This is a genomic window from Gorillibacterium massiliense (assembly GCF_000455485.1).
Lineage (GTDB): Bacteria > Bacillota > Bacilli > Paenibacillales > NBRC-103111 > Gorillibacterium > Gorillibacterium massiliense.
On sequence record NZ_CBQR020000114.1, the window covers coordinates 1 to 26,596 of the forward strand.

The 26,596-nt window shown below is 53.2% G+C and carries 21 protein-coding genes; 3 read left to right on the forward strand and 18 right to left on the reverse strand.

Annotated elements, in window-relative coordinates:
* The 10 genes from TJ79_RS15745 to TJ79_RS15790 all read right to left on the reverse strand — a co-directional run.
* On the reverse strand, positions 1 to 580 hold a 580-nt coding region (locus TJ79_RS15745), incomplete at its 3' end, for a Gfo/Idh/MocA family protein (protein WP_040951297.1).
* Positions 577 to 1,626, reverse strand: a complete 1,050-nt coding sequence (locus TJ79_RS15750) for a LacI family DNA-binding transcriptional regulator (RefSeq protein ID WP_040951298.1) — start codon at positions 1,624 to 1,626, stop codon at positions 577 to 579. The genes TJ79_RS15750 and TJ79_RS15745, both read right to left, overlap by 4 nt.
* Positions 1,627 to 1,755: 129 nt before the next feature.
* Positions 1,756 to 7,449 (reverse strand): OmpL47-type beta-barrel domain-containing protein, encoded by a 5,694-nt coding sequence (locus TJ79_RS15755; protein ID WP_040951299.1) that lies wholly within the window; start codon positions 7,447 to 7,449, stop codon positions 1,756 to 1,758.
* A 29-nt stretch (positions 7,450 to 7,478) separates the two neighbouring features.
* Complete coding sequence (locus TJ79_RS15760; RefSeq protein ID WP_052339637.1) at positions 7,479 to 8,525, reverse strand: glycoside hydrolase family 88/105 protein; 1,047 nt, start codon at positions 8,523 to 8,525, stop codon at positions 7,479 to 7,481.
* Positions 8,526 to 8,917: 392 nt separating this feature from the next.
* On the reverse strand, positions 8,918 to 10,573 hold the full coding sequence (locus tag TJ79_RS15765) for an extracellular solute-binding protein (protein WP_040951300.1): 1,656 nt from the start codon (positions 10,571 to 10,573) through the stop codon (positions 8,918 to 8,920).
* A gap of 48 nt (positions 10,574 to 10,621) precedes the next feature.
* Positions 10,622 to 11,497, reverse strand: a complete 876-nt coding sequence (locus TJ79_RS15770; RefSeq protein WP_040951301.1) for a carbohydrate ABC transporter permease — start codon at positions 11,495 to 11,497, stop codon at positions 10,622 to 10,624.
* Positions 11,498 to 11,536: 39 nt separating this feature from the next.
* A complete protein-coding gene (locus TJ79_RS15775) occupies positions 11,537 to 12,487 on the reverse strand; it encodes an ABC transporter permease (RefSeq protein ID WP_238323027.1) in 951 nt (316 codons plus the stop codon).
* 128 nt (positions 12,488 to 12,615) lie between these two features.
* Positions 12,616 to 14,412, reverse strand: coding sequence for a sensor histidine kinase (locus TJ79_RS15780; protein WP_040951302.1), 1,797 nt, complete (start codon positions 14,410 to 14,412; stop codon positions 12,616 to 12,618).
* 26 nt (positions 14,413 to 14,438) lie between these two features.
* Positions 14,439 to 15,254, reverse strand: a complete 816-nt coding sequence (locus TJ79_RS15785) for a response regulator transcription factor (RefSeq protein WP_040951303.1) — start codon at positions 15,252 to 15,254, stop codon at positions 14,439 to 14,441.
* 219 nt (positions 15,255 to 15,473) lie between these two features.
* A complete protein-coding gene (locus TJ79_RS15790) occupies positions 15,474 to 16,277 on the reverse strand; it encodes an SDR family NAD(P)-dependent oxidoreductase (protein WP_040951304.1) in 804 nt (267 codons plus the stop codon).
* A gap of 192 nt (positions 16,278 to 16,469) precedes the next feature.
* Between TJ79_RS15790 and TJ79_RS15795 the strand changes: the two genes are divergently transcribed.
* From TJ79_RS15795 to TJ79_RS15805, 3 genes are read left to right on the forward strand one after another with little or no spacing between them, the layout of a single operon-like run.
* Complete coding sequence (locus TJ79_RS15795) at positions 16,470 to 17,579, forward strand: substrate-binding domain-containing protein (RefSeq protein WP_040951305.1); 1,110 nt, start codon at positions 16,470 to 16,472, stop codon at positions 17,577 to 17,579.
* An 18-nt stretch (positions 17,580 to 17,597) separates the two neighbouring features.
* Positions 17,598 to 18,800: an enolase C-terminal domain-like protein gene (locus tag TJ79_RS15800; protein ID WP_040951306.1), complete on the forward strand. Its 1,203-nt coding sequence runs from the start codon at positions 17,598 to 17,600 to the stop codon at positions 18,798 to 18,800.
* Between the two features lie 48 nt (positions 18,801 to 18,848).
* Positions 18,849 to 19,649 carry an SDR family NAD(P)-dependent oxidoreductase gene (locus tag TJ79_RS15805; protein WP_052339638.1) on the forward strand — a complete coding sequence of 267 codons (801 nt, stop codon included), beginning with the start codon at positions 18,849 to 18,851 and terminating at the stop codon, positions 19,647 to 19,649.
* A gap of 75 nt (positions 19,650 to 19,724) precedes the next feature.
* Here the strand turns inward: TJ79_RS15805 and TJ79_RS15810 are convergent, their stop codons facing one another.
* The 8 genes from TJ79_RS15810 to TJ79_RS15845 all read right to left on the reverse strand — a co-directional run bounded on the left by TJ79_RS15810 (position 19,725) and on the right by TJ79_RS15845 (position 26,564).
* A complete protein-coding gene (locus TJ79_RS15810; RefSeq protein ID WP_040951307.1) occupies positions 19,725 to 20,246 on the reverse strand; it encodes an NUDIX hydrolase in 522 nt (173 codons plus the stop codon).
* A gap of 16 nt (positions 20,247 to 20,262) precedes the next feature.
* Positions 20,263 to 20,802 carry a GNAT family N-acetyltransferase gene (locus TJ79_RS15815; RefSeq protein ID WP_040951308.1) on the reverse strand — a complete coding sequence of 180 codons (540 nt, stop codon included), beginning with the start codon at positions 20,800 to 20,802 and terminating at the stop codon, positions 20,263 to 20,265.
* Positions 20,803 to 20,827: 25 nt separating this feature from the next.
* Positions 20,828 to 21,529, reverse strand: coding sequence for an SDR family oxidoreductase (locus TJ79_RS15820; protein WP_040951309.1), 702 nt, complete (start codon positions 21,527 to 21,529; stop codon positions 20,828 to 20,830).
* Between the two features lie 21 nt (positions 21,530 to 21,550).
* On the reverse strand, positions 21,551 to 22,372 hold the full coding sequence (gene coaW / locus TJ79_RS15825) for a type II pantothenate kinase (RefSeq protein ID WP_040951310.1): 822 nt from the start codon (positions 22,370 to 22,372) through the stop codon (positions 21,551 to 21,553).
* 228 nt (positions 22,373 to 22,600) lie between these two features.
* Positions 22,601 to 23,071, reverse strand: a complete 471-nt coding sequence (locus TJ79_RS15830; RefSeq protein WP_040951311.1) for a low molecular weight protein-tyrosine-phosphatase — start codon at positions 23,069 to 23,071, stop codon at positions 22,601 to 22,603.
* A gap of 179 nt (positions 23,072 to 23,250) precedes the next feature.
* Positions 23,251 to 24,669, reverse strand: a complete 1,419-nt coding sequence (locus tag TJ79_RS15835; protein ID WP_040951312.1) for an ABC transporter substrate-binding protein — start codon at positions 24,667 to 24,669, stop codon at positions 23,251 to 23,253.
* A 93-nt stretch (positions 24,670 to 24,762) separates the two neighbouring features.
* The gene (locus TJ79_RS15840; RefSeq protein WP_052339639.1) at positions 24,763 to 25,596 is read right to left on the reverse strand and encodes a carbohydrate ABC transporter permease; all 834 of its coding nucleotides are present in this window, start codon (positions 25,594 to 25,596) and stop codon (positions 24,763 to 24,765) included.
* The gene (locus TJ79_RS15845; RefSeq protein WP_040951313.1) at positions 25,593 to 26,564 is read right to left on the reverse strand and encodes a carbohydrate ABC transporter permease; all 972 of its coding nucleotides are present in this window, start codon (positions 26,562 to 26,564) and stop codon (positions 25,593 to 25,595) included. The genes TJ79_RS15840 and TJ79_RS15845 overlap by 4 nt, the downstream gene beginning before the upstream one ends.
* Positions 26,565 to 26,596: the final 32 nt, after the last annotated feature.

Below are 26,596 nucleotides of genomic sequence, written 5' to 3' on the forward strand. Positions count from 1 at the left end.
CACCAAGGTCGCCGTGGGAGCCGGAACCGGCGATTTCTTTTTGCAGCCGCCAGACCAGAGGAAAGTCCGGATCGATAATCCAATCCTGTAGAAACCAGGCTCGGAAATGGTACAGCTTGCCCAACCGGCCGCTCTCTATCAGCTTTTTGGCAAGACGCACCGCCGGCGAGAAACGGTAGTTGAACCCAACCATATGAGTAATGCCCGACTCTTCCGCCGCTTGCAGCATCTCCCGGGCATCCGCCAAGGTAAGGGCCAGCGGTTTTTCGCAGAAAATATGCTTGCCCGCTTTGGCGGCGGCAAGAGCAATCTCTTTATGGGCATTGCTCGGGGCGTTGATATCAATCAAGTCGATGTCGTCCCTGCTTATCAGCTCCCGCCAATCCGTGACGCTGTCCACCCAGCCGAACTGGGCCGCCGCCTGCGCTACCGCTTGTTCATTGCGGCCGCAGATGGCCGTCATCTCTGGTTTCAGCTTCGTATTGGGGAAAAACATCGGCAAGCTGCGATACGCGTTACTGTGAGCTTTGCCCATAAACTTATAGCCGATCATGCCGACTCGAATCCGCTTGTCCTTCATCTTTTTTCCTCCTTTTGTGATGATGCCCGGATCACCAGCTCCGTCGGAAGCTTGTGATGAAACGGTTGCGGGGAGTCTCCCTCTCTCAAATCTCCGCCGATTTCCTTCAGTACATACGCTGCCGCTTGCAAGCCCAGCTCGTAAAACGGCACCCGCACGCTAGTTAGGGGAGGCATTCCGAGTACTGCCACATCTGAATCGTCATATCCGGCCATGGCGGGAATCACGTCCTTGGTCACACCCAACTCCCGGAATCCTTGTTGCAAGCCGATGGCCATTCGGTCGTTGGCGGCGAATATGGCGTCAATCCGTCCCAGCAGCGGCGCGATGGCCTTAGCCGCGGATATACCGCTGGTCCGGCTGAAGTTGCCCTGGAACAGCAGCCCCTCGTCCAGTTCGATGCCCGTTTCATACAAGGCTTGAGCGTAACCCATCATTCTATCCTGGCTGTTGGAATATTCCGAAGGCCCATTGAGAAACGCGATGCGGCGGTAGCCCCGGCCAAGCAAATGCCGGACCGCTGATCGGCTGCCCGCTACGTGGTCCGCGTCGATCTCGGGGAAGCTTTCCCCTGCAAACCGTTGGTTGATCAAAATGAAGGGGCGGCCCTCCTCCTGCAAACGCCGAAGCGCGTCGCGTTCCCCGGGTTCTTCCTTAGCACCGAGAATAATCATGCCGTCTACCTTCTGCATGCGGAAGATGCTTTCATAATCCATGGTCTTCCCCGGTTCCCGGAACAGGAGAAGAAGATCATTATTCACTTCCCGTACAGCGCTGCCGATGCCGCTTAAAATTTCAGAGAAATAGTAAGCTGAAAAGATGCGCGCCTTCGAAAGATACGGCACAACCACGCCGATATTGCCGCTCTTGCTTTTAGCGAAGCTGCGGGCGATGGCGCTTGGCGTGTAGCCCAGCTCTTCGGCAACCGCCAGTACGCGCTGCCGCGTCTCTTCCTTCATCGGCCCCACACCGTTCAACACTCGGGAAACCGTCGCTTCCGAGACGCCGGCCCGTTCAGCAACTTCTTTCCGACTGGCGATAGCCATCAGTCCTTTCGTATTATGTACGCGCGTACATTATCTCACTGGCTTCTTCCTCTGTCAACGGGAAAGAGAGCCTGATTATTCAAAAAAACAAAGCCGACGGCTCTGTCGGCTTTGTTTTAACGTTAGCCTTTATGAAGGTAAATGCTGCAGCAAATAATCGATATCGGCAATCAGCAGGTTGGCGAAAGCTGATTGAATATGCTTGCCCCTTTCGAATTGCACGATGACCCGGATAGTTAGCAGCGCCAGTTTGACGGCAAATCGGTTCGGATATTTCCGGTTGGCTTCTCTCGCCTTATTCAGCAGCTTTTTCAAGATGACCGAGCTGGTTATCCAGCCTTTGTCAGCTCCGGCTTGAATGATGTCCGGTAGCATATCTAAGGTTACTGTCACCTGAACGGCGGCGTTGACCGAAGTCTCATTTCCGGCGTTATCCGCAGCGGTTATCGTCAGGACGTAGCTGCCGGGAGCAAGCTGCAGCGGGTCGAACTGTACCGGAGAGGCGCCAAACGGCAGTCCGCGAAAGTTTCCAGCTACTACTGCCACGCCGCTTAGGGGATCGTTCGCACTAAACGGGATCACGATAGGATCGATCTGCCTGAATACGAGATTGGCAGGCAGTGTCACCAGTGGAGCCGTTTGATCGATTTTCAACTCGGTAGAGCGGATTGCTTCTTCGTTGCCCGCCTGATCGGCGGAATAATAATCGATGACATAGATTCCGTCGGCGGTCAGAGAGAATGCCCCCCCGTAAACCAGCCATTCGCCGCTGCCAAGCCTGTAATGGGTCGCGGCAATGCCTGATTCAACGTCCGACGCTCCCAAAACAACGGTCACAGGAGTGGCGTACCAGCCATTCACGGCTGTGCCTTGCACCGTCAGCAAGCTAACCGGCGGTGTTTGATCCGGAAGCTGAAAATCACAGTCCACGAAAGTGAAGCTGTCGAACAACCCCGGATTTTTGCTGTCGGCGATGCCTTTCGTCCAACCGGTGTAATTTTGCCGGCCTTCCTGATAATCGGCGTCACCTACGACTATATTAAATCCGATGATTCCGCCAAGGACCAATCTTCCCTGCAGGTCATGAACGATGGAATCGCCAGGTATGGAGGCTTCATAGATGGTCCGGTGTTCCGCTTCATGGCGGACGATTGCGAATGGGATAGTATCCGATATATCGCCGGTAGCGTTTGGAGCCGTAGCCGCAAAGACATAGCCTAATTTTTCCCCGAAATCATTCAGAGCCAAGCCAAAATCCACATCGTCAGCTTTGTAGGAGCTGCCTTTATTGTTGAGCGGGTCGATGGCGACTTGGATCGAGTCGTTTTTCCAGATGCTGCTGGCCGGCTCGGAAGCTTTATGAATGTCATCCGTCACGTCGACGGCGAGGTAGAGCTGATCATCATCCCATTTTAAATAGGCGGTGGCATCAAGATCGTTTTTATTGTACACACCGGTAGCATTGCGCTCAGCCCCACGCAAATGAATGGGAAAAGCGTCCACCCAATCCTGCAAATCCCCGTCAATCGCCATCGTCGTCCGCGCACGTTGAACGATGAGAAAATCGAGGGGCAGGTCATGATCCCGAAACAGCAGCCGGTCTCCCGGTGTTTCTAACACATCAACTTGACAGCGATACTCATTGAAGGGCTTGCACTCCTGAAAGGTCCAATGAAAAGGGATATCCAAACTTTCTCCGGCTGATAGGGTGAAATCGGCACCTCCGGGTTGGACCGGTTCAAGAAGAACGCCATCAGGGCCTTTCAGGACGACACGGCCCGATTTGGGCGATGAAGAGGTTCCCGTCAGCCGTACTGTTACTTCGTTCAGCTCTGTAATGGGAACTAGCACGGGCATAAGTCGGAAGGAAATAGCGTCCTTTAAAATAAGCCGCACCCGAACCAGATCCAACTGCTTACCATTCAGCATCAGACTCATCGAGGCGTAAAAGATGCCCTTGGCGGCGACAAGAGGCGCGTGTAGTGTAAAGGTGCGGGTAATATACGTATTTGCGTCAAGCGAAACGTCCTGCTGCAACGCTTCTGTCTGCACGGTATCCCAGTCGGTTGGCAGGTCCCAAAGGATTTGCACCGTAATCGCCTGGTCGGAGCGGTTATAGAAAGTAACCTCCAGCGCCAACTCTCCTCCCGCCTCAATCTCGCTTTGCAAAGGAGTGGCGGAAACCATCACTTCCGTTGAAATCCCCTCTTCGGAAGCGACGATGGAAGGAATGGTCTTAGCAAATTCCCTGGCCAGCAGATTGTAGCCATAGCTTTTGGCAGGGCGGTTTTCCGCAGCCGCCTTTTCGGCGATCCGCCCAAACCGGCTTGCCCGCATCATGGCGGACGTGGAAACCGGCAGCAAACCGAAGCGGCCCTTTTTCTGTTCGTAGGAGTACCATGCCGTCAGACTATCGGTCGATCCGGTGATGCCCAGCCACTCCAAATAATCAAGACTGACCATGGAAAGCTGCTGCTCCTGCTTGATCGCAATCAGCGACGCCGCTGCCCGTTCCGCATAATTATAGAGAGCTTCCAAGGCTACAAAAGCCGGGTTTTTCGATAAAGCTCCGGTTCCAATCATACCGGCAGCGGTTCTCATCAGCTGAAACACATCCTTTATCGCCTGTTCCAAATGAGCGGCTTTATCCTCAAGAAGCGTTTCATTCAAGCTCTGAGTCAGCCTATCGTGAATATCTGCCATCTCCGCAATGAGCGGTACAGTGGTATCAGAGTCTCCGGAAGCTGCCATTTTCTGAACGGCATCATTCTTCTTTTCGTTTAGCAAGTTTAGCGCCGCCACATAAAGCAGCCCCATGCCAAAGCCCTTCAAATAAACCGGCGATCCCCCGATCGTCCATTCCACTGTTCCAGCCGTTACAGTCAGTTCGTTTTCGCTGCCGTCTCCCCGGATGAGTACGATAGGACCCGCCGCCGAATACACCGGCAGCGACACTTGCGATACCGGGGCTAGAGCGACTGGTGTGCTGCCGTAGTTTACTTTTTTCCAGACCGCCATGACGACATCGCTTTGCGCCAAAAAAACATGATCTTCCACTGATGAATCGCCGGTATCCACCTTCCCCGCGTACAGGGCGTCAGCTAACGTTGTCATCAGCGTGGTGAGCGCCGCATAAGCCAGCTTCGGCCGGCCCAACCCGTCTGTCACGCCAAAGCTGGTATTGTAAAACTGGCTGTCAAAGCCCGCGTCATTCCAAGTAAAATGCTCCAGCATCGCCATTTGGTCCGTCGTCCGGTCGATAAGAAATCCGCGAACCGCGTAATCCCGCTGAACCTCCTGAGACACATTGGGATAGCCAGAAAGAGCGGTCGGCCAACCTGCTTCCGTCACATAAAAGTCCTTCCAGCCGCCCATCTCGTTGATCAGGCTTTTCACGCTAGCCGTCTGATTTTGGATGAAGCCGTCCGGCATGACGCCATAGGTATAGCGGTGGTAGGAAAAGGCGTCCGCATAAGCGTAAGAACCCAAATCCAGTTCCCCCGGAAGCACCCCGGCCACGCCGGAGGTATGATCGCCAGCCAGCAGCGACGCATCAAGATCCGCTTCTTTCAAACCGACGTAAAAGAACTTCTGAAGCTGAACCATCTCTTGCGGGATATAAGGGTGCATCTCCAGCTCCGGCTCATTGGGCATTTCCCATTGGCGGATGGATCCCTTGTAATGAGTCGCCAGGTTTTGAGCAAAGCTCTCCAGCGCTTTCAGTCCGGCGGGGGTATCCACAGTGCCGCTGGCATCATAGCCGGAGTGGAACCCGATTCCCATGATCGGGATCAGCTTGATGCCGTATCCGGCGAATTTCGCTGCCAAGGCATCGAAGGAGGTGTAATCGTATACGCCAGCGGGTTTGTCGATATCGCTCCAACCTACGCTTTTTCGCGCCGTACGCACGCCCATCTGCCCAACCGCCCGCAGCATATCCTCATCCCAAGTCGGATCATACCCAACGTTGAAACCAAAGTTGCTTTCGTTATCCAAGTCCAGCTCCCGGCTTGTATCGGCAAAGGTTTTGACAATGGCTATGGGAAAGCTGCGGTCTTGCCCATCCTGCTTGATATCGTCGGCATAAAGCTGAGTGGCGACGCGATAAGTGCCAAGCCCCAATGCCTCCGGCGCGAACAAGATCGCGGTCTCCAGCTTCTCGTAAGCAGCGACGGTGAAGGTTCTTTCATCCTCAAGAGCCAGCGATAGATCCCCATCTGCTTTGAAAACGGAGCATTTAACCCGAAACGTCTGTGCCGCGCTTCCGCCGATTAAAACGGCATCAACGCCAACAGCCTGGTCAAGAGCATAAACTCCGGCGAAATCCAGATGCGGCTTGAAATAAGCTGTGTACGTTATCGGAACCGGAGCGATTTCCAGGTCATCCAGCCGCAACTCCAAGCCGTTCACGGTATCGAATTGAATGTAGCCCTTTTGCGGCGCGTCGGCAGAAAAATCGTCGAACTCGATTACCTTCGTCCCGTCGATAAACAGCCGGTGGATGATGCCCGATACTTCCACCGTGTAGGTATGCCATTCGTCCAAGCGGGAGGAAAAATAACTGCCGTTCGTAAAGCCGCCCAGGGCAGTGCGCTTGAACATGATGTACTTGCTGTTGTGGGTGCCCCACTCCATGGTACAGTAGGATACAGGGGAATCCGAGCAGCGGTAGCGCAGCCGCCACAGATTGTAAACCTCGTTGGGATCTGCGTTTGTCAATTGGTAGCGGGCACGTAAGGTGATGCGGAAGTTGTCGAGGTTGCGGTAATAGGGATGAACAAATTTGAGCGACCAATTATCGCCGGTCCTGCTGTTTGCGAAGCACAGGACATGATTGCCTTCATCGGAATAAACAGAAATTTGCGGCGCAACTCCCCTCGCAACCCAATTCGCCGGGATGCTGCCCTCGGAGTCATCCTCAAAGTTTTCCGTATATTGTAGAAAAGGTCTGACGGGAAACGTTGCAAAGCCTAATGCCGGATAACGGATAATGGTTCCATCCGTCTGTTCGACTTGAATCCGGTAGCTGATGCTGCTGTAGCGGTTCGTACCCGGAATGGTAAAAGCAAACACGCCGTCCGCAGCGGGAACGGGAAGCGCAATCTCCGAAGCTTCCGCACCGTAACGGTAATAGACGAAGGCCGAGTAAGGCTCCACGCCGTCTGTCACAGTGAAACTGCCGGACACATCCGTATTATAGTAGGCTTGAGTAAGCGGAACATGGGTGATCGTCGGCTCCACTTGATAGGGATCGACCTGGATATTGTCGACCAGCAAAGTGGCATTCTTTAAACCGAAACCGATCGTGCCTTCCAAATGCGTGCTGTCTTCCGGGATATCCGCGATGAGGAATTCGTCCACATACAACTGAAACCGGCTTCCGTTTACTTTGATTTTGTAAGAATGCCATTGGCTGAAGTCGAAATTGGGCAGCACGCTCAAGATCGGATAGGAACTGCCGACGCGGGTGTCGACGCCGTTTACATATTTTCCGAAATAGACCAATCGGCCGATCTGGCGGAATTCAAAATAGTAATCGTTCACTGCCGCCGAAGGAGTGAGATAGCGGAACAAAGCGCGAAAATAGGATGGCGTACCGCTTGGCGCGTCCGTATACTTCGCCTTAAAACGAAAATCGTAATCGCGGTCATTGGCAGCAAAATCCGCCCATGCGGCAGGTTTAGCCCGAACCGTCGGATAGGCGCTCCCAGACGACGTCAACATCCCCACCTGAGAACCGATGTCCGGATCAGCCGACATACTCCAAGCCGTTCCGTCCCATTTCCCGCTTCCGACCGAAAAATCCTCGAAAAAGAAACTCATGATCCTTCCCCTCCCAAGATGGTAAACCGCTACCCGGACAGCATCATGAGCGCCAAGCCCTGACCCCAAAAAGCAGGAACAATAGGCACCGTCTTATATTCCGCCAGCGTTCGCTTCACGTCGGTGCCATGGGAAACTTCCGTAAGCTCTCCCTTCCCGTTGATCCGCAGCATGACGGCAAGCTCGGCTCGATCGGCAACCGGTTGGAAGCTGACAGGTAAAAAACCGCTGCGAATGCCCCGCTTGAGCCCGTAGGCGATGCCTGCCGTAGCCGATGCCTCATCGTAAGCGTCTTCATGATCCAGCAAGGTGCCGAACATGCCGTTTTTCCGCTGATACGTCTGCAAAGCTTCCGCCTGTTTGACATATGCGGCGATTACCCGCTCCCGCTCCGGAAAATCCGGCAGATGATCCAGCATCTCCATCCCTGCCGCCAGCATCCAGGCGTTAGCTCGGCCCCAATGAGCGCCGGACAGCCAGTTCCTCGTTTCGCAGCTGTAGGCGTGATAAAACAGCCCGCTCTCCGAATCCTGCAGCGCTTTGACATGCACCTGCAGCTGCCGAAGAGCTTCCTCAGTATATGCCGCGTTGCCGGTGCCCTTTCCCATTTTGGCAAGAAACAGGCACGCCATAAACAACGTGTCTGCCCACATCTGCTCCGGAAAACGATGCTCCGGATCGCTGACGGTGTGTTCAAATCCCCCTTCCCGCGTGCGCGGCGCAGCATGGAGCAGCCAGTCCGCCCTTTGCTCGCAGGCATGCCCACACTGCTCCAAGCCAGTAAGGGCATGGAGCTCATGAACGACCAGTATCGGGGCCGTCCGGTTTACGTTGCGTAATCGGTCGGCTTCATGGAGATGCTCATCCACCCATTTTTTCAGATAATCCAGGTAATAGGATTCGCCTGTAAACTTCCAACCTTGATAGATTCCGTATAACCCCACGCCTGACGGCCAATCCCACTCCGTCTGATTCAAAGCAATATTCCCGTCGTAAGGTACATCCGTGGTTCGGCGGATTAAACGGTCAATCAAGGACCTGCGCAGTGAATCATTGATTTCATGGGTTTCAGTCATCACCCTATTCCCCCCTTTCCATTCCGGCTTGGTATACATAAATTGAACGAAAGTTTGAAAGGATTCAGTCCCTGCAAAACCTGATTATTCTTCCAATCGCTGTTGCGCTCAGATTCCATGATTATACAATTTCATTAGGGTAGGAATCCGATCGCAAAGGCGACCGCTGACGCTATCCTGAACTAATCTTAGACAATCTAAGATTGGTTTCAGGCGGCTTCGCCGATTTTCACACATTCGCTCGTGACGTTCAAGCGGCATGTGTGTCTTTTCCAGAACAATCGGTTTCTCCGCTCCTTCATCCCTTTCTTTCGTTCAATTCATATAGATTCAAGGCGGCCCCCACCATAGGAAAGATATCTCGTCTGGTGAAAACCGCCCTGTGTGCTTCGTTAGTTCCCGGTTTTTTTCTTGAAACTATCTTCCAGCTCCTGCAAGATCTTATCGCCGCCCTGACTCTTCCACTTGGCGACAAATTCGTCAAACTTGCTGATATCCGCGCCCATGATGATCTGAGTGAAATAGGAATCCCGGATGGTGTTGATCTCTTTCATCTTGGCAATCTTCGTTGGCGAATCCAAGTAGTTGGAAGCATCCTGGATTTGATATTTGTTGTTGATCGCAATCCCTAAGGACTGGCTTTTTCTGAGCGGCACAGCTTCCAGATAACGCGGCCAGCCTTTCAGTCCGGGCGCCCAGGTGTAAGATTGAATGCCCCGGTACTTCCCATCCTTATCGACGAGCGTATCCGGGCTGACAGCATCCGTGATTTGCGCAAGCTTTCCGTCGGCAATTTTATAGTCGGTATTTTCAACGCCCCATACCGACAGCATTTGATTTTCTTCCGTCAATCCCTTATCGATTATCTGCAGCAGCTGTTTCGGGTCTTTGGTTTTGGCGCTGATGGCATTCACTTGCCCGAAAGGCGCGCCTTGGGGAGCGACATAAATGCCGTCTTTGCCAAGAAGTGCGTCGGTTAGAGCTAAATATATATAAGGCTGCTGCGATTGATCCGGCAGGGCTGCATCCTTACCCAGTTTGCCATCTTTCTTCTGCAGGAACGTTTCGATCTGGGTATCGTAATCACTAGCGGTGGACCACCAGCCCATCCAGGAGAACAGCTTGCCGGAATACAATTTATCCCTCAGCTGCTCTTCTTTTATCGTGGCAAATTCTTTATCGATCAGGTTCTCTTTATACATCTTTTGCAGGAACAAGAGTGCGTCCTTCATCCTCGGATCGATATCGTAGCTGCTGAATTTGCCGTCTTTTTCGGTAAAATAGCCCGGGGTAACGCCGAACGCCCCAAACACGAGATCAAAGGAGTTGTTAGCGTATTTGACTTCTCCAATCTGGGAGGTATAGCCGCCAAGTGGAATGACATCCGGGTAGGTTTCCTTGATTTTCTTCAGGTCGTTATAGTATTCATCAAGCGTTTTCGGTACTTCTACGTTGATTGCTTTCAGATAGTCGCTGCGCATGACGATATTCCACCGGTATCCCGAGCCTGGACCGCCGACATAGGGGATACCGTATATTTTCCCGTTCACTTTCAACAGATCGAAGATGTTTTGCGGGATTTCCCGCCAAATATTCGGCGTGTCTTTCTCGTTGATCATCGTTGTCAGATCGACGAAAGCGCCTTGCGGAGCGTATTTTTGAAAATCGTCGGCTACATCCATGCGCACGATATCGGGGACGTCGCCGCTGGACATTTTCAGATTTAGCTTCGTTTTGTACTGCTGCGTATCGACCAGCTCTACTTTGAACTTGACGCCAAGCGCTTGCTCTACAGCATCCTTCACCGCGTCTTTATTGGGATCGTACGGTTTCGAGATATCGATAGGACGCAGCCATTTGATTTCGAATGGTTCAGCTTTTGTCGGCTCCGGCTGTTTCGTCGGCTCCGGTTTTTGCGTTGCTTTATCTGCGCTCGGCACAGGTGATGCAGTTTCTGCGCTCTTTTCCTTTGAACAAGCTGTTAAAGCGACCATAACCACAAGAAAAAAGGACAGAACCAGCGTAATCCACTTTTTGCTACCTTTCATTCATACACCCTCCCAATTCGTTTCGTGAAGAACGGGAACTTCTCCGCTTCATCCTTTAATGGAACCGAGCAGCATCCCTTGTTGAAAGTGTTTTTGCAAAAACGGATAGAGAATCATCATCGGAGCGGCAACAATGATAATACCAGCCATCTGGATGCCGATCGTCGGCGACGGCGTCGACCCGGCAGCTTCTAACAGTTCAGGCGGCAGGCTGGAGTTGCTGATGATCGTGCGCAGCACTAGCTGTACCGGTGCTTTGTTCCAGTCGGAAATATACAAGAGCGCGTTGAAAAAATCGTTCCAATAAGTCACCATGTACATGAGCCCGACAGACACCATGACCGGCGTCGACAGCGGCAAAACGATCTGCCAAAAGATGCGGAATTCCGAAGCACCGTCCATTTCCGCCGATTCCCGCAAGCTTTCCGGCAGCCCCTCGAAGAACGTTTTCATGATGACCATCAAAAATGCGCTGTAGGCCATGACCAATATGAGCGCGAAGTTCGTATTGTACAGCCCCAGCTTTTGCACCGTAATGTACAGCGGAATCATCCCGCCCCGGAAGAACATCGTCAGCACGAAGAACAGGATGATCCATCTTCTTCCAGGCAGCCTTTTCTCCGCCAATGCATAGGCTGCCGTGGATGTGAGAAACAAGGCGAGAATAACGCCGCAAACCGTATTGCGGATCGTATTGAGATAGGCGCTGTATATGGTGGAACCGCGTCTTAACAGGAAATCGTAATACTGCAAGCTGATTTCTTTCGGAAACAGGATGAACCCGTTCCGATGGATGTACTCGGTATAGGGCGTAATGGATACCACCAGCACATACCAAAATGGCGCGAGGATGATGATCGTAATAAGCGTGAGGATGGAGTAATTGAGGGTGACAAAAATCTTTTCGTTCCGCGTTAGCTTCATGTCGGTTCCTCCCCGGATAGGCTATTCATACGGCTCGCGTCAGAAAATGCCGGAACCCTGCAGACGTTTGGCGATGCTGTTCGTGAGGAGCACCAGCACGAGGCCGATCAAGCCCTTCACCACATCCGCCGCCGTCGCCAGGCTGAGATTGAACTGTTCGACGCCCATCCGGTAAATATACGTATCCAGAATATCGCCGACATGGTAGACAATCGGATTATACAGATTGATGACCTGATCGATGCCGGCGCTCATAATGAACCCGACCCGGAGAATAAAGATCACCACGATCGTCGGTACAATGCCAGGCAGCGTGATGCGGGTAACCCTTTGGAACCGGCTTGCTCCGTCGACAATGGCCGCCTCATACGTTTCCGGGTTGATTCCCCCGATGGCCGCGATATAGATGATGGCTGCCCAGCCCATCTCTTTCATGGCGTCGGTGACGACGAGAATGAGGCGAAACAGATTGGGCTGCGCCAGGAAATAGATGCCATGGCCGCCCAGCCACTCGATCAGCTTGTTGACAACGCCGGTTTCCGGGGATAACAAAAGAACGATAATGCCGCCATAGACGACCCAAGAGACAAAACGGGGCAGGTATACGGCAGTTTGCAGTATTTTTCGATACCAGGCCCGGCGAATTTCACTTAAGGCTAAAGCCAACAAAATCGGACAGATGAAACCGCTTACCATTTTGTACAAATTGATCACAATGGTATTGATGAAGGCATCCCGAAACATATCCGATTCAAACAGCTGGCGGAAGTAGGTCAACCCCGCCCACTTGCTTCCCGATATCCCCTGCACGTAGTTGTAATCCAGAAAGGCAACGCTCACCCCATAAATCGGCATATAGTCGAACAGTATGACCCATATGGCAGCAGGCAGCAGCATAAGGTACAACAGCCGAAATTTCCAAATGCGCCGCAACCGGCTTCCCGCCCGAATCCCTCCCTTTAGCTCCATTCTTGTTTTTACCAGCGTCACAGTCATTCCCCTCCAGGCATCCGTTTTGGATTATTTCTGAAAGAAAGCCTTTACAACACTAGCATACGGGAATCATCGCATTGGAAACACCCGGGAATCAGACAATAAAGCCGGGATATCCCGGCTTTTTAGGAGGGGTAAAGGGGAAGCCGGATGACAGCGCATGTCCCTTCGTCTACGATCTGATAGGTTATGCCATAATCGTCGCCATAGCGCAGCTTGATCCGCCGATCTACATTTCGGGTTCCGAAGCCGCCTTCATATTCGCGCTTCTCCCCTTCCGGCTCTGTTCCTGCAAGCATCCGGTTCATCGTGTCGGCATCGACGCCGGAGCCGTTGTCCCAGATCTCCAGAATCAGATCGGGATCGGCCGCTTCCGCCCGTATGCGGATGCGCTGATCGTTTCTCATGCTGCGGAAGCCGTGAACGATGCTGTTTTCCACCAGCGGCTGAAGGATAAAATGAATGATGCTCCGTTCCGCCAGCTTTTCATCCATATCGATTTCATAAGAGAGGCTGTCATGCATCAGCTTCTGAATGTCCAGGTAGCTGGACACCTGCTTCAGCTCATCTTTCAGCGGGATAACTTGCTGCCCTTTGTTAAGACCCAAACGCAGTACATTGGCCAGGGAGCGGGATATCGCGCTGATTTCTTCGTCGCCGATGGACAGCGCTTTGCAGTTGATCATATCCAGCGTATTGTACAAAAAGTGGGGATTGATCTGCGCTTGGAGCAGATCGAGCTGGAGCTGCTTTTGCGTGATGTCTTTAACGTACACTTCTTCAATCAGAGCCTGGAGGCGCTCCAACATTAACCGATACCCGCGGTTCAATAGGTCGATTTCCTCAATATACGTGAGCTCTTCCCGTTCCGCCCCGGACAGCTCTCCGAGCTCCACTCTTTTCATCGTGCGGGCAAGCTTGGTAATTGGACCGGTCGCTTTAGCCGTGGTTCGGCGGATCAGATATCCGGTTATCGCCATGCCCGCCAAACCGACGACAAGGGCAATACCGGCGACAGGAGCTGCCGCTCTAAAGCGGTTTTCCGGGACGACGGCGATCAGCTTCCAGCCATTGTCGAAGCGGTCGTAGGCCACGATCCGTTTGGCCCCCCTGTCGGATAATGAGTATAGCCCTTGTTCGTCCTCCATCGTTTTTCGCAGATCCGTTGATTGGCTTGCATCGTATTGAAAGGGATAACGATCACTGTAGACCACATGGTTTTTCTCGTCCGTCAAAAGATAGGAGCCCCCGGGTAAGCCGCCACGCTGGATGATTCCCTGCAAATTGTTGACGGCGTACCCGATGACGACAACGCCTAAGGCATTGCCGTTTTTGATGCTTTTCTTCTGCTTCGCATTGTAAATATACCGTCTAGCGCCATCGGATTCGGTCCACCATACTGCGGAGTTGTCCGAATCGATCAGCTCTTTATACCAATCTCTGAGCTTCACATCGTCATTTTTATAGATTCCGTTGACCGTGGCGTAATGATCTGTCGCCAAATCGTAGAGACCGCTGGTTTGATCGACGACCATCATAATGGAGTAAGAAATTTGCGCTTGGCTGTAAGGATCGATTTCGTTTAAAAAGGACATGAGGGAGAGGTTCTGGAATTCACTGAACAAACGATAATAGTCAGAAACAGCGTCCGCTTTGTTAGCGTAGCTGCCTTCCAGTACGTTTTCGATCTCCTGGCTGGAAATCACGATGCCGGATATGTTTTTGAGGCTGTTGAATTGGTACCAAAGGCTGCGGTAAAGGTAGTTCATGGAACGGTCCACGGACTTGCGGGTCTGATCGTTTTGAAAGGAGATAATGATCGAAGTGGCGAGGATGGTGAACAGGGCGATAATGGCGGCTATGGCTGCGGTGACAGGCAAAACGATTTTCCGGTACAATCGGGTCGGTTTCGGCGGAAGCATGATCTCGTTACCTCCTTGCCTCCGGACTATAGATACCGATTGCGGTACTCCGACGGGGTTAAGCCGTGATGCCGTTTAAAACTGTCCCGAAAGTGATCGATGTCGGAATAGCCGATTTGATCGCAAACCTCATAGATTTTTGTCTCGGGATTCTTCAGCAGTTGTGAGGCCAGCTCCATTTTTCGGGCGATGATGTAGTTGTTGACTGTCGTACCGGTCGCTTCCTTAAACAGATGGGCGGCGTACTTTTCGCTCAAGTTCGCTTGAGCTGCAACTTGCTGTAGGGCCAAAGGTTTCCCCTGGATATTCTGGTGAATGTACTTCAGCATTTGCTCGACGAGCTTGCTGTTCTTCAGTTTCCCCGGCAATTCCGGCAAACCCGCTGATTCTCCCACGACATGAGGCAGCGCTTCTTTTACGATTTCCTTTGCCTGCTGTAACACCGCAAGCTGTTGCTGCTCTTTCTTGATAAACCGGACGCTGCGCTCGGCCATGCGTAAAATTTCTTCCGTGTCAATGGGCTTTAGCACGTAATCCATAACCCCCATCTTCAGACCTTCCCGGGCATATTCGAATTCGCTGAGTCCGGATAAAATGATGCATTTGATTCGGGGGTTCATCTCTTTTACCCGCCGGATCAGCTCGATCCCGTCCATGACGGGCATCCCGATGTCGGTAATGAGCAAATCCGGAACGTTCCCAGGGTGTTGCATGAGTGCCAATGCTTGTTCTCCGTCCTGGGCGCTGGCGACAACCGTAAGTCCGACCGCCGCCCAATTCACGTGATGGACTAGCGTTTCCCGGACGATTTTCACATCTTCAACGATCATGAGTTTGATCATGCTCCACCTCCTTCCAAAACAGTACTATGAATTCCAAAATAATCCAAGTGTAGGAAGGCGCATCCCATCTTATAAAAAAACGATCTGCTTGCCGGTAGAACCGACAAAACAGACCGATTTTTTCAGAAAGACAATCCGTTCACAGCAGAGCCTGCCCGGCTGGATGATCAGTCTTCATTCTTGTTTCACCAAATCCCGGGAATGGAACCGGAAGGACTCTTATAAATAATGGTCTGGAAGCCGGAACCAAGAGGGGGCTTCCGCCTCGGCATCCATCGGGATGCCGGGCAGGATCAGCCCGCCGTCCATCCGCATGACCGTCCCTGTTATGTACGCCGCTTCCTCCGAAACCAAATACGCCGTAAGCCCCGCTACCTCCGCCGGCGTTCCTAACCGTCCCAGCGGAATCTGCCGGGCGAACGGATTTCCCCGCAGCTCCTCCGGAGTAAAGCTCCCCCGCACTGCCGTTGCCCCCGGAGCGACGCAGTTAACCCTGATGCCGTATTCGGCCAACTCCAGCGCCAGCGACTCGCAAGCCCGGTTGAGTGCGGCTTTCATCCCGCCGTACAGCGGGTCTTCGGGATACGCCTGTTCGCCTCTTGTCGACGTGATGAAGACGATATTGCCGGCAATACCGCTCTCGATCATATGAGTCGCCGCCTTTTTGGCGCAGAGCATATAGCTGCGATAATCGAGGCGGTATACGAAATCGATGTCCTCCGCCGTCAGCTTGCGCAAATTGTTATGCGCGGTAAGCCCAGCACAGCAGATCATCACGTCCAACCGCCCCAGATCGGCAATGGCCTGGTCTGTTACCTGCTCCGCTACCTCCTCCCTCTCCAGAGACGCCTGGTAAAAAAAGCATCGCCGTCCCATCTCCCGGAGTTCTCTTTGCAGCGATTCCGCTTCCTCTAGCTTGCTGTTGTACGTGAAGGCGATATCGTAGCCCTTCTGCCCCAACAATTGGGCGATTCCCCGACCGATCCCCCTGCTGCCTCCAGTAACGAATGCCGTCTTCTCCATGCTTCCGCACTCCTTCAAGACGAATTTGATATATCATATCATCCCATTTTGCTGGGGCTCCTGTCAACGGTTTGAGTGAAGTGTTATTAAAACAATCCCGTTTTAACCGTGTTTTTTGCGAGTAAAGAATTGACTTCACCTTCTCGTTTGATATACTATAACCGTTCCCATTCTCGTTTCCAAGGAGAGAAAATGCAAACCAGTCCAGGAAAATCTTTATATCAAATTATCATTGACGATATTCTTGAAACGATCAAACGAGGGCAGTTCAGCTACGACGAGCCCATCTGTACCGAAAAAAGCTTGTCCGATCAATACGGCGTCAGCCGCATTACGTCCAAGCGCGCCATCGAAGAGTTGGAGCGGGCAGGCATTCTCTACCGCAAACGGGGCGTCGGCAGCTTTGTCCGCAAAGAGGCGGACTCCGGTACCGATGGGATGAGATCCAAAGGATCACCAGTTGCTGCACAGGGTAAAATCATCGCCTTCGCGCTGCCTTTCGCCATCACCCAAGGCGGCATGCTCCGCACCATCGAAGCCGCCACCAACCGGCTTTCCGAGCGAGGCTGCCATTTGACCATGCACATTTGCGAACCGGACCCGCGGAAAGAACAACAGCTGATAGAGCGGCTGCTGGCGCAGCATGTGGATGGTCTTATTTTTTATCCTTCCGGGAATGACTTGCATCTGGACATCCTTAAACAGTTTACGGACAAAGGCAAACCCGTGATCATTCTCGACAAGCCCCATGACATCGATTATTTGAGCAACGTCGTCTGCGACAACTTCAGCGGCGGCTACAAACTCACGGAGCATCTGGTCGATTACGGTCACCGGAATATCGCTTACTTGTCCCGTTATTCGACTAACGACGTGTCCAGTATCCGGGAGCGTTACAACGGGTTCGCGAAATGTCTGGAAGACCGGGGTATCGCTGTCCAACCCCAATTCATCAACATGAATCTGAACTCCGACTATCCGATGCTCAAGCACATCATCAACTCCCTGTACAAAGCGGGAGTGACCGCCATCGAATGCGAGAACGATGAAGTCGCCTTCAATGTGTACATGTGCTGCCGCAGCCTGTCGATCCTCGTTCCCCAGCAGATGAACATCACCGGCTTTGATAACATCGATTGGGCTGTCACGGGCAGCGCCCAGCTTACCACCGTCGACCAAAACTTCGCGAAAATCGGCGAAACCCTCGCGGAGTTGATTTTGTCCGGCGAAGTCGGTCCGTCGTCTCGCATCATTCCAGTCGACTTAATTCCCCGTACATCCACGGGACCAGCCAGAAGCTAACCCAAGGAGGAATCATCCATGTCGATCGTAAAAATCCGCGATATCCGGGTCATCAACACCAACCCGAGCGGCGCCAATTTGACGGTGGTCAAAATTGAAACCACCGAGCCGGGCCTCTACGGCCTTGGCTGCGCCACCTTCGCCTACCGCTACAAAGCCGTCACCCTTGTGGTGGAAGAGTATCTGCGTCCGCTTCTTATCGGCCGGTCTGTCGCCGATATCGAGGATCTGTGGCATCTCATGAATGGCAACGCCTACTGGCGCAACGGCCCCATCAGCAACAACGCTATTTCCGGCGTGGATATGGCGCTGTGGGATATCAAGGGAAAAATGGCATCCATGCCGGTTTACGATTTGCTCGGGGGCAAGTCCCGCCAAGGTGCCGCGGTTTACCGCCATGCCGACGGGGCTACCTTGGATGAGGTTGTGGAAAACGTCCACCGCTACAAAGCCCAAGGCGTCCGGCACATCCGCATCCAATTCGGCGGCTACGGCGGCAAAGCCAGCAGTCTCAATACTCCGCCCCATTCGGCGGACGGCATCTATTACTGCCCGGATCAATACATACAAAACACGCTGAAGCTGTTCGATCACGTCCGCTCCCAAGTGGGCTTCGATTTAGAGCTGCTTCATGATTCCCACGAGCGAATATCGCCGGTAGATGCTGTCCGTTTGGCCAAGAGCCTGGAGCCGTACCGTCCCTTTTTCCTGGAGGATTTGCTTTCGCCGGAGCAGGACCATTGGTACGAAATCCTGCGCCAGCAGTGCGCCGCTCCCATCGCCATCGGCGAGCTGTTCAATAATCCCCAGGAATGGACGCACCTCATCGCCAAGCGGCTGATCGATTTTATCCGCGTGCACATCAGCCAAATCGGCGGTTTGACGCCGGCGCGGAAGCTGGCTATTTTTTGCGAGCAGTTCGGAGTGAAAACCGCCTGGCACGGACCCGGTGACGTCTCCCCTGTCGGCCATGCTGCCAACGTTCATTTGGATATAAACGCCCATAACTTCGGCATACAGGAATGGAGCGGCATCGATGACCGGCTGGCGGAAATGTTCCCGGGAAGCCCCATGCTGTTGAACGGATATGTCTATCCTAACAACAAGCCAGGCTTCGGCATCGAACTCGACGAAAAAATGGCCGCCCGTTTCCCATGCGACGACTCCGTGACTCGCTGGACACAAACCCGTCTACCCGACGGTACGTATAACACGCCGTAATACCATCGAACTCATAAGCCAACTTACGGAACGTCTGGAGGTATATCCATGACAGCGAAAACCGCACTTATAGCCGGGCCTCTCTCCGGAATCGTTACTGCAATCGCCCAAACTCTCGCTTCAGAGGGCTACCGAACCGCTCTCGTTTACCCGTCCCACACGGATGCGGCCGAAGCGGAAATGGCGCGGCTTGCGAATGATGCCGACGGGAAACCGGCCAGCCAGCTCGCCGCCTATCCGGTTGATTTCGAGCAACCCGAGGAGGCTGAGCGGATTCTTGCACAAGCGGCAGATGAGTTAGGCGTGCCGGAGCTTTTGGTCTATTGCGCCATTGAAGGTGCACCTGATCTGCTAACGCAAACGGAAACGGAGCAGATGGATCGGCTGTACCGGATCAACTACAGGGGCGCCGTTCTGTTCGCCAAAGCCGCCGCCAACCGGATGATTGACGCTGGGGTATCCGGCTCCATCCTGTTCGTCACCACTGTTCACGGCTTGCAAGCTTACAAAAACAACGTACTGCCCGGTTCCTTCTCCGCCGCCCTGCATCGGACGGCGGAATCGCTGGCGCTGCAGCTTGCCCCTCACGGAATCCGGGTCAATTGCATCGCTTCGGGCATCACCGCCGGAGGTGCAGCCGGGCAAGATGTCGGCTCCCGGATTCCACTAGGCGTAGGATCCCCGGAGGCAGTGGCCGAATCCGTCGCCTATCTGGCTTCCAGCCGGGCGGGACACATCACCGGCGTCACCCTGAAGGTAGACGGCGGGATGACCCTGCCGGGCATGCCGGAATATGGCCGGGGACCCGGCTGGGATACGCCCCAGGCTGCACCTGATCTCTTCCGGTAACAAAGCTCGCACAACGCAAAAAAAGCTGCAGTTCCTAGCCCGTAACGTCGGCCTGTGAACTGCAGCTTTTTATGTTTACGCCTGTTCCTGAATCAACTCCATCGCATTTTGCAGGAACAGTAAATCACGTTTATGGATGAATTGTCCGGTGTAGTCCTGAGGCCTGTCCTTTGCCATCCGTTCCAGAGCCTCATCAATCGGCACCCAAATGAGAGAGAATCCGTTGAGCTGCTCTTTTTCCGTGAATGCCGGTCCGTCCAAAAACCGTTCCACCATCGCCGTATAGCAATAGGATAGCTGCAGCAGCTCCTGCCGCGCCCGGTATTCGATGATGGCTCCGACTTCGCCAGTCACACGGATTTTTACTCCGGCTTCCTCTGCGGTTTCCCGGTGAAGCGCCGCGAGGGCATCCTCCCCCTCTTCAACGCCGCCTCCCGGCAGTTTATGATAGTCTCTTTTTGCCACATAGAGCAGGGCGATTTCGTTGTCGCTGTTCAAGACGATGGCCCGGGACGCCTTTCTAACGCCATATCTGCCCGAAACGGGCAAATGTTCGACTTCTAACACTTCTTCGCCGATTTCAGCAAGCAGTTCCATGAAAACGTCCCTCGCTTTACGCCTTTTGTTTCCCCGCGTACTCATGTACCAGAATGGAGTACAGCTCCGAATCGAACCATTGCCCTTTCGCCCAAAGATGCTCCCTCATTCGGCCTTCACGGGTCATACCCACTCGTTTCATGACGCCAGCGGAAGCGGCATTGGCCGGGCGGCAGGTCGCAAAGATACGGTGCAGCCCGTGATGGGCAAACCCATAAGCAAGAAGCGCATCCGCAGCTTCGCTGGCATAACCCTTGCCCCAAAAGCTTCGGTTGAGCGTGTACCCGATCTCCCCGTTGAATCCCGTTATGTATAACGCTGAACCCCCAATGAGTTCTCCGCTATCCTTGAGCGTCAAAGCCACCTCGTATTTCATACGGGGGGATTCTGCCCGATAGTCCGCTGCCATATTAATGAAGTTAAGGGTCATCTCCGGCGTGTTCGGTCCCCATAGTGTATACCGGAGCACTTCCGGATCTGCGCAGTATCGCTGCATGGCATCGACATCTGCCGCTTCATATTCGCGGATGATTAGCCGCTCGGTTTCCAATTGCACTTAAGAATCCGCCTCCCCAACAAGATTAAAAAGCCATCGGTTCTCCCCGATGATCGATGAAGACGCCTACATTCCCTGCCATGACCTCACCCTCGATAAGAGCAAGTATTCCTTTGGCCGATTCCGCGGGATCGCCGGGAGCGGCAGCGCCGCCCATGTCCGTCCGAATCCAGCCGGGATGCACGGCATATACCCGGATGCCCCGCCCGGTGGTGTACCGGCGCAGATGCTCGGAGAACAAGTTCAAGGCGCCTTTGGACAAGGCGTAGGAATAATCACCGCCGTAAGCATTCGCGAAGCTTCCCGCTTCCGAACTGATGTTGACGATCACCTTGTCTCCACTGGCAGAGATGAGCGGTAAAAAGTGCTTGCACACCCGAACGGGTCCATAAAGATTGATCTGGAACGTCTCCTCCATGTCGGCGAGGGACAGGTTTTCCAAGAGCTGTTCCCGTCCCAACAACACGGCGGCATTGTTAACTAGGGCATCCACGGTTCCCCATTGTTTCCGCACCTGTTCCGATGCCGCACGAACCGAATCTTCATCTTTTACTTCCATGCGGACGATGAGCAGCTTGTCCGGATAACTCCGTTCTAGTTCCTGAAAGCGTACCGAAAGCGAATCCGGATCACGGACTGCCGCTGCGATGCGATGTCCTTTTGCTAGTCCGTGTTCAACCAACGATAAGCCCAATCCACGGCTTGCCCCGGTGATGAAAATATTCACGACTGATTACCTCCTAGAGGATCAAGATTGGCAAGCGAGCAGCGCGCCGATGGCCCCGCTGTATTCGCCATGCTCCACGAACAGCGGGTTCGCCTCTTTAAAGCGGGTGTAGCCCGCTACCGCTTCCTGCAAAACCGGATTATCGGCGAAAGTGGAACCGATATAAACGATGTCCGACGTTCCGTACTGGCCGGAAGCGAAAATACTCGTGGTCGCAACCGTCTCCCCGACCAAACCGACGACCGCGGCCAGCATATCCTCCCGTGAAACTCCGTCCCCTTTGCCTAGCGGGATTTTCCCGAAATTGCTAGCCGTCAAATCTCCAATGATCGGCGGCGTCGATCCTTCATAAATGTCCTGTACCAACAAATCGACGATGCTGCGTTTGCCTTTTGCGGCCGCCTCCACCATTTGGGAAAAGTCGTCCACGCCCGTCAATAGAGCGGCAAGTCCCATCATCGTTCCTCCGCCCACGCCGGTTCCGCCGATACGGATTTGCGTATCTTTTTCCACGTAATGGATGGACGTTCCCGTTCCAACGTTCGTTAAGATGTAGGATTCCGGCGGATTTTTGGTCAGACTCAAAAGGTGCTGAACGCCGCTGCATGTCGCTGTAAATTCGGGAAGGATGCTGCACTGTTCGGGTGCGAACATGGATTGCAGCCACTCCGCCTTGCCGCCAGTGGCGCATACCGCCGCTTCCGGAACATATTCCTTTACCCAAGCGGCCGCTTCCGCCAAATAACGCGACGGGAACTTCCGGTAATGCAGCTCTCCGTCCCGGCTGTACGCCACTTTAACCAATGTACCTCCCGCGTCGATCCCCACTCTGTTCAAGCTCATCTCTCTCATCACCTATTCCGTTTTGCATCATTAAATAAGTTGAACTTAAGATTGTATGGATTCAGCCCCTGCAAAACCTGATTATTCTGGAGAGTCGCTGCCCACGCACAGATTCCCTGATTAGGCAATTCCTTAAAGGTAGGAATCTGATCGCAAAGGCGACCGCTGATTCTTTACCAGAACAATCGGTTTCACCGCTCCTTCACCCGTTTCTTCCGTTCAACTTTTTTAGATCTTTTCTTTTACCCGAATATGAGCCAAAAGCGCGTCACAACCGGCATCCACCATCTCATAAACCTCTTGAAAATTGCCGGTGTAATAAGGATCGGGTACTTCCGCCCCCGCCTTGCCTGACACATAATCCATCAGCAAGGAAACCTCGGCTTGATGGGAAGCCGGCGCTATACGCCGCAAATCCGCCAGATTGGCGGCATCCATGGCAACGATATAATGCTGATCCCGAAAATCGTTCTCCTGTACCTGACGAGCGAAAATGCCGGAATCGGACACGTTATTTTTCTTCAAAATATCCCGGGTACCTTTATGGGGCGGATGCCCGACATGCCAGTTGCCCGTCCCCGCCGAATCGACGCGAATCCGGTCATCGAGATCCGCTTCCGTTATTTTGTGCCGCAGAACTGCTTCCGCCATGGGCGAACGGCATATATTGCCAAGGCAAACGAACAGCACTTGGATCATAAAACCAAAAACCTCCTCAATCTTCACAGGTGAACGACGGCTTTGCCGTCTCCTACGATATGCTCAAACGTCTCGTCCATCGTACCAAATCTTTGCTCCGAGGAAAAGAAACAAGCCTTGCGAAATCGGCAAACAGCCGGAAAATCGCAAGGCTTTTATTAGGGGACTGCATCGTCCTACTATTTTACCGATTTATTGTACTGTTCGATCTTGGAGGTAATCTCTTTGGCGGCGCCATCCAGAGCGTCTTTCGGCGATTTCTTGTTGTTCAGCGCTTCTTCAATGGCACCCTCCATAATTTGCCGAGCTTCCGGGAACACGCCCATCACGGCGCCTTGGGTCGCTTTACTGATTTTGGTGGCATGGAGTTGGTCGACAGCCGTTTTGAATTGCGGGTATTTGGCCATGTTGTCTTTTACGCTTTGCACATCATAAGCTTTAGTCGTGATCGGAAAATATCCTGTGGCGATGTGCCAAGCCGCTTGCACTTCGGGTGAGGCGAGGTATTTGATGAATTCCCAGGCGCCTTTTTGTTCAGCTTCCGGGCGGTTGTTCAAAATGTAGTTGCTGGCTCCGCCGACGATAACGCCGCCTTCCCCCGCTGCGGCAGGCTTCGGCAAAAAGCCGGTGCCCACTTCAAACTTGCCTTCCGCCGAGGTGACGATTCCCCGCAAAGAAGCAGTAGAGTCGAGAACCATCGCTACTTGACCGGCGGCAAAAGCCTTTTTCGTGTCGTCGGTTTTTCGTCCCAGGTTTATAGCGTTTTTCTTATCAACGAGATCTTTCCACCAGGTGAGCGTGTTGACGCCGGCGTCGGACGCCGCATTGGATGCGGTGGCCAGGCTGGTGCGGCCGTTGCCGTTATTGATGTATTCAGCGCCTTGGTTCGCAAAAAACTGCTCCATAAACCAGCCGTAAATGGCGAAGGAAGCGCCGTATTTCCCATTTGCCGTAAGCTTTTTGGCGTCTGCTGTTACCTCTTCAAAGGTTGCGGGAGCCTTTTCCGGATCCAGGCCGGCAGCCTTGAACATGTTTTTATTGTAATAGAGAATCGGATTCGAGGTATTGAAAGGCATCGAGTACAGCTTGCCGTCCTGCGTGTAGTAACTTAAAATGTTCGGTTCCCAGGAGCTGGTATCGAAGCTTTCCGCGTCGATGAAATTTTGAATCGGGGTCACCGTTTTGGAGTCGATCATGAAGCGGCTGCCGATCTCATAGACCTGGATCATCGTCGGACCCGACTTGGAGTCCATAGATGCCTTCATCTTGTTCAGGCTTTCGTCATAAGTCCCTTGAAAAACAGCCTGCACCTGAACATCCTGGTGCGACACATTGAAATCCGCCACCAGCTTGTCCACCGCTTTCCCTAACTCGCCGCTCATAGAATGCCACCAGACGACCTTAACCGGCTCAGCCGTTTTGGTCGGCTCCGCCGATGCTGATGGTTGAACCGTTGTCGCTGCCGTTTTGTCAGGTGAAGCCGAAGCCGTTGCTGCCGACGCATCGCTGCCTTCATCTTTTTGATCTCCGCATGCTGCTAGTGAGAGTGCCATTCCTGCCGCCAATACAATGGACAGTGCTTTGCCTACAGCTTTCATTCTTCAATCTCTCCCCACTAAGTATCGTTTTATATCAATCGACCGCCGCATACGCATCCTTTGGACGGTAGCGCTTCGGACCGAATCGAACATTCAACCTTTCAACGCGCCGGCGGTAATCCCACCAACTAACTGCTTGAGTCCGGCTACCAGCAGCACTAGAGAAGGCAACAAAACCAAGGTCACACCCGCCAACACCAAATTCCACGAGGTAAATTCCTCCCACTGCAGCATGCTGATGCCGATTTGCACCGTCCGCAGCGATTCGCTATTGGTCATTAAGAGCGGCCACAAGTACATATTCCATGCATTCAGGAACGCATATACCGCAAGCGTCGCAAGAGCCGGGCGGGAAAGTGGCAAAACGAGGCGAAGGAAGGTGCGGACGTGGCCGCAGCCGTCCATACGCGCCGCTTCGAACAGCTCTGCCGGAAGCTGGAGAAAAAACTGCCGAAGAAGAAACGTGCCGAAGGCGGAAGCCATGAAGGGCAAGGTCAAGCCTTGAAAGGAATCCATCCAGCCCCAATGTTTCATCGTCAAGTAGTTGGGGATGATCGTCACTTCCCACGGAATCATCATGGTAGAAAGAAAGAGCGCAAACCAGAAGGATTTTCCGAAGAATCGCAGATGGGAAAAGGCATAGGCCGCCATGCTGGCGATGACCAACTGCCCCAGCATAATGGCTAAAGAAATCTTGAAGCTGTTGGCGATGAATCTGCCGATGGGCACTAAATGAATGACCTGGGCGAAATTTTCGAAATACAAGCGGTCCGGAAGAAACGGAGGCGGGAAGCCGGCAGTTTCCTCGGGTGTGTAGAACGATGCCACAATCGTAAACCAGACGGGGTACAAGACCAGCACGCCCAGTACCAGTAAAAGCAACCAACGAATCACGGATGCGGCGTAACGCGGCAGAGAGAGAATCATTGGTAATGCACCTTCCTCTCCAGCAGACGGAACTGCAGCAGGGTAAGAACCAATATGATGGCAAACAGCACCAAAGCTTGTGCGCTGCCGGTTCCGAAGCGAAAATTGGTGAACGCTTCCTGATAGATGGAGTACACCATGACGTCCGTCGATTGCATGGGGCCACCTTTTGTCAGAATGTGAATCTGCCCGAAGGATTGAAAAGCTCCTATGATCGAGATAATGCCGACAAAGAAAACCGTCGGAGACAAAAGCGGCAGTGTGATGCGAAAAAACCTCGTGAACGATCCAGCCCCGTCCAACTTGGCGCATTCGTACAAATCGGCAGGTATTCCTTTCATACCGCTTAACAGCACGATGTAGGCAAATCCGCTGTTCATCCATATCGTCATGACGGAAATGGAGAGCAGCGCCCATTTCGGGTCCGTCAACCACATCACCGGATCAATGGACAGCAAACTTAGAAAATAATTGAACATCCCTGTCGTCGGATGGAACAGCATGCCCCACATAACTGAGGATGTGCCCACCGATAAAGCCACCGGCATGGAGAAAATAAGCTGCAGCAGCTTCATCCCCCGGGTATTGCGGTTCGTCAACGCAGCCAACAACAGCGCCATGACTACCACAGCTGGGACTGTATATAGTGTAAATAATCCAGTACCCTTCAGGCTTTCCACGAATCCGTCCCCGGCGAAAAGCTCTTTGAAGTTGCTTAAGCCGACGAACTCGACGATTTTTCCGGTGGGACTGGTCATATGTAAGCTTAAATAGACCGATTCCAGCATCGGATAAAATTGAAAGATGCCGAAGATCAAGATGGAGGGAAATAAAAAGAGGTACCCCCACATGTTCTCTTTCCACCTTAACCGATGCATGCTTTGGGCATGGCTGGATCGGGATCTTGCTTTCACACGCCGTTTTATCCGCAGCCGCGTAAAGGGCAGTTCGCTCTCCACCCGATTCATCGACATGCCTCCCTTCCTCACGAGTCTGATTA

Excerpts from the sequence above, each read along its gene's own strand:
- TJ79_RS15750 (WP_040951298.1), bottom strand. The coding sequence starts at position 1,626 with ATGGCTATCGCCAGTCGGAAAGAAGTTGCTGAACGGGCCGGCGTCTCG.
- TJ79_RS15755 (WP_040951299.1), bottom strand. The coding sequence starts at position 7,449 with ATGAGTTTCTTTTTCGAGGATTTTTCGGTCGGAAGCGGGAAATGGGAC.
- TJ79_RS15760 (WP_052339637.1), bottom strand. The coding sequence starts at position 8,525 with ATGACTGAAACCCATGAAATCAATGATTCACTGCGCAGGTCCTTGATT.
- TJ79_RS15765 (WP_040951300.1), bottom strand. The coding sequence starts at position 10,573 with ATGAAAGGTAGCAAAAAGTGGATTACGCTGGTTCTGTCCTTTTTTCTT.
- TJ79_RS15770 (WP_040951301.1), bottom strand. The coding sequence starts at position 11,497 with ATGAAGCTAACGCGGAACGAAAAGATTTTTGTCACCCTCAATTACTCC.
- TJ79_RS15780 (WP_040951302.1), bottom strand. The coding sequence starts at position 14,412 with ATGCTTCCGCCGAAACCGACCCGATTGTACCGGAAAATCGTTTTGCCT.
- TJ79_RS15785 (WP_040951303.1), bottom strand. The coding sequence starts at position 15,254 with ATGATCAAACTCATGATCGTTGAAGATGTGAAAATCGTCCGGGAAACG.
- TJ79_RS15790 (WP_040951304.1), bottom strand. The coding sequence starts at position 16,277 with ATGGAGAAGACGGCATTCGTTACTGGAGGCAGCAGGGGGATCGGTCGG.
- TJ79_RS15795 (WP_040951305.1), top strand. The coding sequence starts at position 16,470 with ATGCAAACCAGTCCAGGAAAATCTTTATATCAAATTATCATTGACGAT.
- TJ79_RS15800 (WP_040951306.1), top strand. The coding sequence starts at position 17,598 with ATGTCGATCGTAAAAATCCGCGATATCCGGGTCATCAACACCAACCCG.
- TJ79_RS15805 (WP_052339638.1), top strand. The coding sequence starts at position 18,849 with ATGACAGCGAAAACCGCACTTATAGCCGGGCCTCTCTCCGGAATCGTT.
- TJ79_RS15810 (WP_040951307.1), bottom strand. The coding sequence starts at position 20,246 with ATGGAACTGCTTGCTGAAATCGGCGAAGAAGTGTTAGAAGTCGAACAT.
- coaW (WP_040951310.1), bottom strand. The coding sequence starts at position 22,372 with ATGAGCTTGAACAGAGTGGGGATCGACGCGGGAGGTACATTGGTTAAA.
- TJ79_RS15830 (WP_040951311.1), bottom strand. The coding sequence starts at position 23,071 with ATGATCCAAGTGCTGTTCGTTTGCCTTGGCAATATATGCCGTTCGCCC.
- TJ79_RS15835 (WP_040951312.1), bottom strand. The coding sequence starts at position 24,669 with ATGAAAGCTGTAGGCAAAGCACTGTCCATTGTATTGGCGGCAGGAATG.
- TJ79_RS15840 (WP_052339639.1), bottom strand. The coding sequence starts at position 25,596 with ATGATTCTCTCTCTGCCGCGTTACGCCGCATCCGTGATTCGTTGGTTG.
- TJ79_RS15845 (WP_040951313.1), bottom strand. The coding sequence starts at position 26,564 with ATGAATCGGGTGGAGAGCGAACTGCCCTTTACGCGGCTGCGGATAAAA.